10 protein-coding genes, 1 tRNA gene, 1 rRNA gene and 1 other annotated feature are annotated in these 12,866 nt (G+C 29.3%); of the genes, 9 read left to right on the top strand and 3 right to left on the bottom strand.

Features of this window, described 5'->3' with window-relative positions:
* Window positions 1–99: 99 nt before the first annotated feature.
* Both KQI77_RS00125 and KQI77_RS00120 read right to left on the bottom strand, forming a co-directional pair.
* On the bottom strand, window positions 100–939 hold the full coding sequence (locus KQI77_RS00125; protein WP_216387314.1) for an IS3 family transposase: 840 nt from the start codon (window positions 937–939) through the stop codon (window positions 100–102).
* A complete protein-coding gene (locus KQI77_RS00120; protein ID WP_216387313.1) occupies window positions 936–1,223 on the bottom strand; it encodes a transposase in 288 nt (95 codons plus the stop codon). The genes KQI77_RS00125 and KQI77_RS00120 overlap by 4 nt, the downstream gene beginning before the upstream one ends.
* A 72-nt stretch (window positions 1,224–1,295) precedes the next feature.
* Between KQI77_RS00120 and KQI77_RS00115 the strand changes: the two genes are divergently transcribed.
* From KQI77_RS00115 to murD, 8 genes are all read left to right on the top strand, one after another.
* Window positions 1,296–2,276 carry an HAD-IC family P-type ATPase gene (locus KQI77_RS00115; protein WP_367397255.1) on the top strand — a complete coding sequence of 327 codons (981 nt, stop codon included), beginning with the start codon at window positions 1,296–1,298 and terminating at the stop codon, window positions 2,274–2,276.
* Between the two features lie 285 nt (window positions 2,277–2,561).
* Window positions 2,562–4,943, top strand: coding sequence for an ABC transporter permease (locus tag KQI77_RS00110; protein WP_216387311.1), 2,382 nt, complete (start codon window positions 2,562–2,564; stop codon window positions 4,941–4,943).
* A gap of 29 nt (window positions 4,944–4,972) precedes the next feature.
* Window positions 4,973–5,737: an ABC transporter ATP-binding protein gene (locus KQI77_RS00105; RefSeq protein WP_216387310.1), complete on the top strand. Its 765-nt coding sequence runs from the start codon at window positions 4,973–4,975 to the stop codon at window positions 5,735–5,737.
* Window positions 5,738–5,758: 21 nt separating this feature from the next.
* Window positions 5,759–6,439 (top strand): response regulator transcription factor, encoded by a 681-nt coding sequence (locus KQI77_RS00100; RefSeq protein WP_216387309.1) that lies wholly within the window; start codon window positions 5,759–5,761, stop codon window positions 6,437–6,439.
* Window positions 6,426–7,733, top strand: coding sequence for a sensor histidine kinase KdpD (locus KQI77_RS00095; RefSeq protein WP_216387308.1), 1,308 nt, complete (start codon window positions 6,426–6,428; stop codon window positions 7,731–7,733). The genes KQI77_RS00100 and KQI77_RS00095 overlap by 14 nt, the downstream gene beginning before the upstream one ends.
* Window positions 7,734–7,911: 178 nt before the next feature.
* A tRNA-Asn gene (locus KQI77_RS00090) sits at window positions 7,912–7,986 on the top strand.
* Window positions 7,987–8,087: 101 nt separating this feature from the next.
* Window positions 8,088–8,256 (top strand) — a binding site (T-box leader).
* Between the two features lie 43 nt (window positions 8,257–8,299).
* Entirely contained in the window at window positions 8,300–9,700 is a 1,401-nt protein-coding gene (locus KQI77_RS00085; RefSeq protein WP_216387307.1) for a glycine--tRNA ligase, read from the top strand.
* Window positions 9,701–9,774: 74 nt separating this feature from the next.
* Window positions 9,775–11,148 carry a UDP-N-acetylmuramoyl-L-alanine--D-glutamate ligase gene (murD, locus tag KQI77_RS00080; RefSeq protein ID WP_216387306.1) on the top strand — a complete coding sequence of 458 codons (1,374 nt, stop codon included), beginning with the start codon at window positions 9,775–9,777 and terminating at the stop codon, window positions 11,146–11,148.
* Window positions 11,149–11,204: 56 nt separating this feature from the next.
* Here the strand turns inward: murD and KQI77_RS00075 are convergent, their stop codons facing one another.
* Window positions 11,205–12,209, bottom strand: coding sequence for a DUF5050 domain-containing protein (locus KQI77_RS00075; protein WP_216387305.1), 1,005 nt, complete (start codon window positions 12,207–12,209; stop codon window positions 11,205–11,207).
* A 454-nt stretch (window positions 12,210–12,663) separates the two neighbouring features.
* Here KQI77_RS00075 and KQI77_RS00070 point away from each other — a divergent pair.
* Window positions 12,664–12,866 (top strand): 16S ribosomal RNA (locus KQI77_RS00070); the annotation flags it as partial.

The raw sequence follows: 12,866 nt of genomic DNA, 5'->3' as shown, positions 1-12,866 counted from the left end.
TATCTTTATAATCTTGATCATATCTTCTGCCCTTTCCCATAATGGACACATCCTTTCTTAACTAAATATTATTTTACTTAGTTTGACTTAATGTGTCCACTACTTTATACTAACACCAGTATTATAAAATGTTTCTATATATTCAAAAACAAGCTTTTCAGCATGTTTATAATCCAATATCTTATACCTATTTAACCACTCTCTTTTTATAATAGCATGAAAAGATTCAATACAGGCATTATCCCATGGATATGACTTTTTAGAATAACTTCTAATCATATCTTTAGTAGCAGCTCTATAAGCTTCGCAAGTATATTGTATTCCTCTATCCGAATGTATTATTAGAGGATTTTTAATTCCTCTTTTATTTTTTGCTTTATTTATAGCCTTTACAACCCACTTTGATTCAAGAGTAGTACTTAATACCCATGATACTATCTTTCTTGAATATAAGTCCATAACACTTGTAAGATATACAAAACCATCATAAGTCCATATATAAGTTATATCAGTACACCATACGGTATCGGGGGCCTCTGGTGAAAATTGTTCATTAAGTATATTTTTTAATTCAGTACTAAAATCAGATTCTTTAGTTGTTGCTATATAATGTTTTACATATTGTGCTTTAATGCCTAATTTTCTCATATAATTGCCAATTGTTTTTTCGCTAACCTTTTCACCGATTTCGTGTAACTTTCGTGTTATTTTGGGTGCTCCATAATTTTGATGAGATTCATCATATATATCTATTATTTTATCTTCTAGAATTTCTTTATGGATTTGTCTATTAGAAGGTTTTCTATTCTTAAATGAATAATAACCAGTTCTTGAAACGCCTAATATTCTAAGCACTCCGCTGATATTAAGTCGGCGTCTCGTATCTTTTGCAGCAAGGGCCTCAGCCTTCGCTGTTTCGATAAATATAGCTTGTGTCATTTTCCAAGAATGCCTATGGCTTTTTTTAGTATATCAAGAGCATCTTGAGTATCTCTTAATTCTTTTCTTAACCTAGCATTTTCCTTAGCTTCATCACTTGAGTAATTACCAGATCCTCTTGTTGGTACTTCCCCATTGTTATTTTTAGCTTTCCTTATCCAATCACCTAATGCTGAGCTACTTAATCCAAGATTTTTAGCACTTTTTTTAATACTTAGTTCTTCATGCTCTAATGCATATCTTACTGCATTCTCTTTAAATTCCTTATCATAATGTTTACTCATACCAATTCCTCCTACAATTCTTAATTATATTATAGTCTCTTTTTTGAGAAATTAACATTTTTAACTTGTACTATTTATATTCTAGCATCAGAACTTGGAATATTTAGAGATGGGGATACAGTTATAACTGGTGATGAACTGGATAATATGAATGATGATGACTTGGATGAAAAAGTTAAGACAACAACGGTATTCTCTAGAGTTTCTCCTAGTGATAAACTTCGAATTATACAATCATTAAAGAGAATAGGTGAGGTTGTAGCAATGACTGGTGATGGAGTTAATGATTCACCGGCATTGAAGGCATCAGATATTGGAATTGCAATGGGGTTAAGCGGAACTGATGTTGCAAAGGATTCTGCGGACATGATTCTTTTGGATGATAGTTTTACTACAATTGTTTACGCAATAAAAGAAGGAAGACGTGTTTATAGAAACATTCAAAAAGTAATTCGATTTTTACTTGTAGGGAATATTGCAGAAATTATGACTTTATTTATAGCTACCATATTTAATTGGGAAGCGCCTCTGTTAGCAGTTCATATTTTATGGGTAAACCTTGCAACTGCAACATTGCCAGCACTTGCTTTAGGTGTTGATCCTCCAAGTAAAAATATAATGAAACATAAGCCAGTTAAATCAGGAACATTATTTGAAAAAGACCTTGTGGTACAAGTTATAACTCAAGGTATCTTTGTTGCTACCATGACAATTATTGCATACTGGATAGGCTTTAGTATGTCAGGTCATTCGGTTGGGCAAACAATGGCATTTTCAGTTTTAGCCTTTTCTCAAATTTTAAGAGTGTTTAATCAACATTCTAATACAGATTCAATATTTAACAGAAGTGGTAGCTTTAATAAATGGTTAGTAGGTTCTTTTGCTGTATCTACAGTATTAATGATTGTAATTTTATTTTTACCTAATTTACAACAAGAATTCAATATTGTAAATCTTAATTTAAAGCAATGGTTAATAGTAATAGGACTTACGTTAATGACAATAATTCAAGTAGAGATAGTAAAATTTATTAAACGTATAAATAAAAGTTAATAGATTTGCTTTATGAATAATATTACTAATGAATAAAAGCATACTTTATGCATGTAAAGAGCCATAAGCTCAAATTTAAATTAACTTTTAAGTAGAAAAAGAAATATATATTATAGAAGAAAGATAAAGTCCTTATATATTATAAAAAGTATATAAGGATTTTATTATACAATTTTTGGTTTAGATTATTTAATGATTATTTAATAATTATCATGTTAATATGTTATTGTAGATAAATTACTTACGTGAGAAATTTAAAATTAATAAAAAAGAAAGGGGAAAGAAATGTTTTTTCGTATTTTGAAAAAAGAGTTAAAACGAAAAAAGGGAATTAATATTATATTGTTTCTTTTTATTTTCTTGGCAACAGTGTTTGTAGCTAGTAGCGTAAATAATATATTGGCAATAACTAATGCAGTTGATTATTGTATGGACAAAGGCAATGTTCCTGATAAGTACATTTATACATTTGAACAGGAAGGAGAGCTTCATTTAGATGATTGGTTAGATGGAAAAGGAAAAAAGTATTATGAGGATTATGTAAAGAATGAAGCAGCTATTGTTTCAGCTTCTAACATAAAGAAATATGCAGGGTCTAATGGAAAAGAGTATGACGCTATGAATACTATATTTATAGAAAGTCAATGGAAAAAATATATGCAAGTATTTAACCAAAATCAAGAATTGTTAGAACTTAAAAATGGTGAAATTGCGATGCAACAAAGGGAAATGGACAAAAATGGTCTTAAGGCAGGAGATAAAATTACTCTTAAATTTAATGATTATGAAAAGGAATATACAATAACACAGCCTATGTTTGATCCTTCATTTGGAGGGGAATTTATTGGAGTGACACGATTCATAGTAAGTGAAGATGAATATGTAAGAATAAAAAAAGCTGGAGCACGTATTGGATATAATTATTGTATAAATACAGATAATATAGATAAATTTGATAGAGAGCTTAATAAACAAGGATTATCTATAGGAGTTTCTTTAGATAGAGATACTTTTGAATTTTCTTATGTAATATCTATGATAACTTCAGGAATATTAATTATTGTTGGTGTATGTCTAATTATAATATCATTTTTAATACTAAAGTTTACCATAAGTTTTACATTGCAAGAGGATTATAAAGAGATTGGAATAATGAAAGCAATAGGAATTACCAATAGTGGTGTAAGGGATATATATACGGTTAAGTATTTTGCATTATCTATATTGGCGGTTACTATAGGTTGTTTGTTAAGTGTACCTGTTAGCAGCATTATGATAAAAGAAGTTGCAGCTAATGTTATGATGCAGAAAAGTATGGCTAATTTATGGGTTAATATTATAAGTTCAGTGGTAGTGATTTTATTAATATTAGTGTTTTGTAGATTATCAATGAGAAAACTAAAAAAGATTTCACCGATAGATGCAATAAGAAGTGGAGAAACAGGGGAGAGATTTAAAGTTAAATCTGGTTTTAAGTTATATAAGCATACAAGCATATCAACAAGTTTTTTCTTAGCAATTAATGATATATGTTCTAATATAAGAAGGTATATAGTTATAATATTAACTTTTGCTATTGGAACAGTGCTTATAATACTACCTTTAAATACTATATATACAATGGAAAGTACTGAGATGGCCAAAAATTTTGTGCTTGATACAAATGCAGATTTTTATATGAATATGGATGATAGTATAGGAAGTGAGGATGAGAATCTTACAAGAACAACTGTAGAGGAAAAAATAAATAAAATCGAGTTTGAAATGCAGGAAAAAGGATATGATGTTAGTTTAAATACTATTGTTTTCTATTCATGTGGATTTTATGTAGATAATGAAGATGATATAAAACAGTTTATAGTTCTTCAACCTATTAATTCTGATGGAAGTTTTATTGAACTTACAGCTGGAGATACTCCTAAATTAGATAACGAAGTTGCATTATCCGAAAAAGTACTTGATAAATTAGGAATATCAATAGGTGATACTGTTCATATGAAGTTTCAGAATGAAGATTTTAATATGATTGTATGTGGTAGTTATCAGAATTATATGCAGGTTGGTGAAAGCGCTTTTGTAAGTAATTCTTTTGACGCAAAAGATAGAACACTGTCGGGTATATGGTATTTCCAAGGGAATGTAAAAAATTACACAGATAAAGAAGGAATTCTTGAAGACTTGAGAAATAATTTTCCTAGATACACATTATATGATTATAGAGAAGCTATGAATAAACAATTAGGAAGTACTACTGAGCAATTAGATAAGCTAAAGAGTATTATAGTTATTCTGATATGTGCAATTAATGCGCTTATAACAATACTTATGATGAAGATATTTATTAAAGGTGAGACCAGTCAAATTGCAATGATGAGGAGTATAGGTTTTTCTTATGGTTCCATAAAGACATGGCAAGTTATGAGGATGGGTTTTGTATTAATTATAGGTGTGATTTTAGGTGGCGTTTTTTCTAATTTTATGAATAAATTTTTAGTAAAACCTGTCTTTGCGATGATGGGGGCAGCTCATATAAAGATACAAGTAAATGTTATAGAAACATATATTATGTATCCATCAATATTGTTAATTGTTATATTAATTGCATCATATTTTGCAGCTAGAAGTGTAAGAAAAATTAATTTGATGGAAATCAACAATATGGAATAAATATAAAAAGTTTAGGAGGAGGTATTAAGATGGAATCTTTAGTTGTAAAAAATCTTTGCAAAACATATATAGCAAATAAGAAACAGAATAATGTACTTAGAAATGTTAATTTTGATATAAAGTTTGGAGAAATGGTTGCAATAATGGGACCGTCAGGTTCAGGAAAAACTACTCTTATGTACACAGTAAGTGGTATGGATAAAATGACAGCTGGAAGTGTTGAATTTTTTGGGAGAGAATTAGAGGGACTTTCAGATACAGATATAAGTAGAGTGCGTTTAGTAGAAATGGGTTTTGTATTTCAACAGATGTATATGTTAAAAAATCTATCTGTTTATGATAATATAATATTGCCTGGATATAAAGCATACAAAGATAAGAAAAAAAGAAAAGAGATTAATGAGTATGCTAATAAGTTAATGAGTAAACTAGAAATAAGTGAAATAGCAGACAATGATATTACTGAGGTATCTGGAGGTCAATTACAACGTGCTTGTATATGCAGAAGTCTTATTAATAGACCTAAAATTATATTTGCAGATGAACCTACAGGAGCTTTGAATAGGCAAGCATCTAAGGAAGTTATGCAGATCTTCAATGATATCAATGAAGAAGGAACAAGCATTATGTTAGTTACACATGATGTTAGTGTTGCAGCTAGATGTGAAAAGGTAATGTATATAGAGGATGGGATTATTAAGGATTCTATTAATCTTGGTAAGTATAGAGAGGCAGATAATAATAGAAACAGAGAAAAACAATTGAGTAATTGGTTAATGGATCTTGGTTGGTAGAATATATTAGGGAGTGGAAGTATGGTTGATATATTATTAGTAGAAGATAATAAAGAACTTGCACAATTAATGAGTAAGTTTCTATTTAAAGAAGGATATAGTGTTTTTTGTGCTATAAGTGGAGAAGAGGCTATAGAGTTTATTGATAAAGAGAATGTTAAATTAGTAATTTTAGATATTATGCTTCCAAGGATAGATGGTTTTAGTGTTTGTGCACACATTCGAAGAAATAAAAGTGTACCAATTATAATTTTAAGTGCAAGGTTAGACAAAGAGGCTAAGATGAATGGATATAGCTTAGGTGCTGATGACTATATAGAAAAGCCAGTAGATATTGATATATTAAATGCAAAGATATCTGCATTATTTAAGAGATTTTATGGTGACGAAGAAAAACGATCTATAATTGTTTCAAATGAATTGACAATAAATCAAGAAACTATGGAGGTATTTAAGGCCAAAGAGAAATTGAATCTTACTATAAAAGAATATGATCTTTTATTACTTCTTATTGAGAATAAAGGTAAGACCTTAAGAAAAGAATATATATTTAATCAAATATGGGGAGCAGATAGTTTTAGTGATAATCAAACCTTAACAGTGCATATAAAAATGCTTCGAGATAAGATTGAAGAGGATTCTAAGCAACCTAAAATAATAAAGACAGTGTGGGGAGTTGGGTATCGTTATGAAGAAGTTTAATATATTGATAGGTGCAGTCAGCTTACTATATGTAAGCTTGGCTGTTTTTATATTATTTAAGCTACATAATAATAATGTAAATGATAAGTGGTATCGTATAGAGATAAATCGTATAATGGCAGATTTATATGATAATTATGATTCCCATTCGGATTTAACAGAAATAAATTTTGAGAATTATTTGGAGAACTATAAGTGTATAAAGAAAATTGAATTTATGCAAGTTGGTAGTAGCAACACTGAAATTGAAAAATTTTATGATAATGAAAATAATTATGAAATGGAAGTTAGGCCTTTTTGGATAGAAGAGGTTGGAGAAAATGTCTTAGGAGGATATATAAAATTTAGTTATATAGATAGAGTGGACACAAAACAATATATATATATTATAGAACTTATGTTATTTATTTCTTTTGTAATATGTTTAGCTGTATTATTATATGTTCGAAGTAAAGTCATTAATCCTTTCTTAAAATTAAAAGAACTTCCATATGAACTTTCAAAAGGTAATTTTACATATGAATTAAAGGAAAATAAGGATAAGTATTTTGGTAAATTTGTATGGGGAATAAATATGCTTAAGGATAATTTGGATATTCATAAAAAACAAGAATTAAAAGTATTAAAGGAAAAAAAGATGATATTGTTATCAATTTCCCATGATATAAAGACACCTTTAAATGCCATTAGGCTATATTCTAGGTTGTTAAGAGAAGGAATATATGATTCTCCAGAATCTATTAAAGAGATAGCCGGTAGCATAGATAGAAATGTAGAAGAAATTGATGAATTTGTTAAGCAAGTTATAAAATCATCTAAAGAAGAAATTATAAATGTTGAAGTAAGTATAGAGGAATTTTATTTAAGAGACTTAGTGGATAAAATAAAACTTGGATATGAAGAAAAATGTGATAGTCAGCACATTGCTCTTACAATGTCAGAATACACTAATTATCTTCTAAAAGGTGACTTAGATAAATTATATGAAGTAATTCAAAATATTATGGAGAATGCATTTAAGTATGGAGATGGAAGAAAAATACGAATTACTTTTTCTGAAGAAGAATATTATCTTTTAATTACTATATTTAATACAGGAGATGTAGTAGAGGAAAGGGATATGATTCATTTGTTTGAAAGTTTCTATAGAGGAAGTAATGTAGAAGGAAAACAAGGAAATGGATTAGGATTATATATTTGTAATGAAATTATGAAAAAAATGAATGGAGATATATATGCAGTAAGACATAAAGAAGGAATGGAATTTGTAATAGTGTGTCCTATTAGTCAATAAATCTAATGTTGTTTGGTATAATTAATATTATGTTTTCTAATTATTAGTATTAACATTATATGTTTTCATAAATAGCACAATTTCATTAAGAATTTCTAAAATATAAAAAAATAAAAAAGTTAAAAAAAGTTCTTGCAATTATTTTATTACATGATATAATAATTCATGTAGCAAACGTTCCGCGATAGCTCAATGGTGGAGCACTCGGCTGTTAACCGATAGGTTGGAGGTTCGAGCCCTCTTCGCGGAGCCATTTTTTTTGAGATTAAGCAATGATAATCATTGCTTTTTATTTTATCAAAAATTAATATATTGACATATAATAGCTATTTGGTAAAATTAATATATAATTGAATATGCACGTTGATGAAGAAGAGTAACAAGAATTACTATCCTAGAGAGATGATGGGGCTGCGAATCATTATAGTTATCTTGTGAAGGGAGCTTTTGAGTGTTTGTAGTAATGGAAAGATGGGCATGTGCCAAGAAGGGTGGAACCGCGGAATATAATTTCGTCCCTTTGAGGTAACGGCCCTTTTATTTATATTTTTTTGGAGGTAAATGTTATGGCAGTTGAAAAAACAATGGATAAGATAGTTGCATTGTGTAAGAACAGAGGATTTATATTCCCAGGATCAGAGATATATGGAGGATTGGCAAATGCTTGGGATTATGGCCCATTAGGAGTAGAATTCAAGAATAATGTTAAAAAAGCTTGGTGGAAGAAATTCGTACAAGAGAGTCCTTACAATGTTGGAGTAGATTGTGCTATCTTAATGAACAGAGAAGTATGGGTGGCTTCAGGACACGTAGGAGGTTTCTCAGACCCATTAATGGATTGTAAAGAATGTAAGTCTAGATTTAGAGCGGATAAATTAGTAGAAGACCATATGACTGCTAGTGGTGTTGAGGTAGCATCAGCTGATGGTTGGTCTAATGAACAATTAATGGATTATATACAACAACATAATATAGTATGTCCTAAGTGTGGTAAGATGAACTATACTGATATAAGAAAGTTCAATCTAATGTTCAAGACATATGCAGGAGTAACTGAAGATGCTAAGAATGAAATTTATTTAAGACCTGAAACTGCACAAGGTATATTTGTAGATTTTAAAGCTGTTCAAAGAACTTCTAGAAAGAAAGTTCCTTTTGGTATTGCTCAAGTAGGTAAATCTTTCAGAAACGAAATAACACCAGGAAACTTTACTTTCAGAACAAGAGAATTTGAACAAATGGAACTAGAATTTTTCTGTAAACCAGGAACAGATCTAGAATGGTTTGAATATTGGAGAAAATATTGCTGGAACTTCTTACTTAACTTAGGGGTAACTGAAGAAAACTTAAGAATGAGAGATCACAGCCAAGAAGAATTATCATTCTATTCTAATGCTACATCTGATATAGAATATTTATTCCCATTTGGATGGGGAGAATTATGGGGAATAGCAGATAGAACTGATTATGACCTAAAACAACATCAAGAACATTCAGGACAAGATTTATCATATTTAGATCCAACAACTAATGAAAAATATATACCATATTGTATAGAACCATCATTAGGAGCAGATAGAGTTGCATTAGCATTTTTAGTAGATGCATATGATGAAGAAGAACTAGAAGCTAATGGCAAAACTGATACTAGAGTTGTAATGCATTTACATCCAGCTTTAGCACCATTTAAAGCAGCAATACTTCCGTTATCTAAGAAGTTATCAGAAAAAGCTTTAGATGTTTATGCAGAACTAAGCAAGAAATTTAATATAGATTTTGATGAGGCTGGAAGCATCGGAAAGAGATATAGAAGACAAGATGAAATAGGTACACCATATTGTATTACTATTGATTTTGATACATTAGAAGATGAAGCTGTAACAATAAGAAATAGAGATACAATGGAACAAGAAAGAATTAAGATAAGTGAATTAGAAGAATATATAGCTAAGAGCTTAGAATTCTAGAAATTAATTTAGAGGGTTATACAAAAGAATTGTTTTGTGTAGCCTTCTTTTGTGAATAGATTGGGAGGATATAGATGAAAAAAGACTTTCAAGAATTTAAGGATTATATAAAGAATAAAAAAGTAGCTGTAGTAGGAATTGGAGTATCTAATATACCATTAATTAATTTCTTACTTAAGTTAGGGGCTAATGTTTCAGCTTTTGATAAGAAGACTGCTGAACAATTAGGAGATGTATATAGTGATTTTAAGGAAAAAGGTGTAGAACTTATTCTAGGTGAAGGCTATTTAGATAAGTTAACAGGGTATGATGTAGTATTTAAGACACCATCTATGAGAATTGATAGTGAAGCACTTCAAAGGGCTAAGGCAGAAGGTGCATATATAACTTCAGAGATGGAAGAGTTTATAAGATATTGTAAAGGAAAAATATATGGAATTACAGGTAGCGATGGAAAAACAACAACTACTACTATAATTTCAAAGCTTCTTATAGAAGAAGGATATAAGACGTGGGTAGGAGGTAATATAGGAACTCCACTATTTGCACAAATAGAAGAAATAACAGACAAAGACATGGTTGTGTTAGAATTATCTAGTTTTCAATTAATGACTATTGATTCTCCTATTGATGTTGCAATATGTACTAATTTAGCTCCGAATCATTTAGATATGCATAAAGATATGCAAGAATATATAGATGCTAAGAAAAATATATTTTTACACCAAACTGATAAAGGTATATTAGTTGTAAATGAGAGTAATGATATAACTCGTTCTTTTAAGTCAGAAGCTAAGGGAGAAGTTAGAACATTTAGTTCAAAGGTTACAAATACAGATGCCTACTATTCAGAAGGATATTTATATATAGATGGTGAAAAAGTATGTGCAAAAGATGATATAGTTATAAAAGGAATGCACAATGTAGAGAACTATCTAGCAGCTTTTATTGCAACTAAAGATGATGTTTCAAAAGAAACTATGAAGAAAGTTGCAGAAACATTTAAAGGTGTAGAGCATAGATGTGAGTTGGTAAGAACTATAGATGGAGTTAAATATTATAATGATTCAATTGCTTCTAGTCCTACTAGAACTTTGGCAGGATTAAGAGCATTTGATACAAAAGTAATATTAATTGCTGGAGGTTATGATAAGCATATACCATTTGAACCACTAGCAAATGAAGGATATCCATATATAAAAGAACTTATATTGTTAGGTGTAACAAAAGAAAAGATAGCAAAAGTTTTTAGAGATTTAAAAGAAAGAACAGGACATGAAGTTCATATTACATTTGTTAATGATTTAAAGGAAGCAGTATATAAAGCAAAGGAACTTGCAGTCCCAGGTGATATTGTTACATTATCACCAGCATGTGCATCTTTTGATATGTTCCCTAATTTTGAGGTAAGAGGTAATAAGTTTAAAGAAATAGTTAATGAATTATAATAAAAGAAGGTGGCTTTTGATTGATTATACAAAAACCACCTTCTTTTTTAATATATTTAGTTATTATTTAAATTATAAATGTATATATAAGTGTTGTTTATATTAGCAGATTTTTTGATAAAGATATAATCTTGGCTAGGATAATATTCATTTACACCTTCTTTAAATAATTCAGTAGAAGTAGTATTGTTAGAACTGGTATCTATAGATAATGAACATAAGTGGTTTTTATTTCTATCAAGATAATAAATGTTGTTATTGTAACATTGAATATCTTTAGCTTCTATTAAGGATATTCTTGTGCTAGATAAATCTGATGGATTGATTTGGTATATCTTATAATTGTCATAAGAGTTTATAGCAATAATATTGTTTTGATATATACAGAAGCTGTCTACTGCAAAATCTGTCACAGCAGTTCTATTAGTTCCGTCTATATTTATTCTATATAGTTTTGAATTGTCGGAAATATTTTGATATAAAATAAATGAATTATTGATACAATATTTTCCTACTTTATCTTTTGTAAGTTTTGCTAGTTCCTTTGATTTTATATCATATTTATATAAAGAATAACCATCATCTTTATTTACAAAATAAATAGTGTTGTTAACACTAGTTAAATAATCAGTCTTTATATTAAGTAAAGTTTGAATATCTTTTCCTGAAGTAGATACAGATGATAAATAATAATTATTGCTATAATCAGAAAAGTATATGGTTCCATTTATGTAAGTCATAGAATTAGTTCTGTAATCGATAAAGCTTGTGGCATCTTCAGTTCGTATATAGTTACTAGGAAGATTTCCTTCTATTGTAGAAATTCTGTTCTTATCATCCCAGTTTGGGAAAAGAAGAGTGCTGGTGTCTGTAAATATAAAAGGTTGTGTAGTATATGTTGTGTCTTGCAATACAAAAGGAGCAGGCTTACTTGTAGTAATGTATTCTGTAGAAAAAGATGTATTTTTTTTATTTGTTTTTTTGCTAGTTGAGTTATCAGAACATGCAACTAATGTAGTTGCACATATACATATTAATAATACTATTAATTTTCTTTTCATTTTAAAAAGTTCCTCCATAAAAAATTCTCATAATATAATAGTAAAATAAAAGCAAAAAATAGTAAAGAATCTAGAGGGGATATGGAAGAGAATATAAAAAAAGTTAACATTTTATGCATGTAGAATTAGTAACTATGCCTAGTGTATCAATAGTAGATAAATGGAGAAAAATTAAGGAAAAACGAGTAATATTAAAATAAAATCATATAATCAAAAAAAATATATTGTTAGACTTTTTAAAAGGTGATATTATAGTAGCTGTCGTCGCAAGACACTAGAATAAATTTTGAAAAAAGTTTTAAAAATTTGTTGACAATGTTCTTGAATGATGATATTATAGAAAAGCAGTCGCGGTGGCGGCTGAGATGATCTTTGAAAATTGAACAGAATAATAAATTAAGAACCAGCAATTCTTTATGAGTAAGTTTTAAGAGCTATTTTAATGATTAAACTTTTTATTGAGAGTTTGATCCTGGCTCAGGACGAACGCTGGCGGCGTGCCTAACACATGCAAGTCGAGCGATGAAGCTCCTTCGGGAGTGGATTAGCGGCGGACGGGTGAGTAACACGTGGGCAACCTACCTCATAGTGGGGAATAGCCTCTCGAAAGGGAGATTAATACCGCATAAGATCGTAGTTTCGCATGAAACAGCGATA

This window comes from Clostridium sp. MSJ-8, assembly GCF_018918325.1.
GTDB lineage: Bacteria > Bacillota > Clostridia > Clostridiales > Clostridiaceae > Clostridium.
Note: the sequence above shows the minus strand (reverse complement) of the source record. Positions and strands in the feature narration are given on the sequence as shown.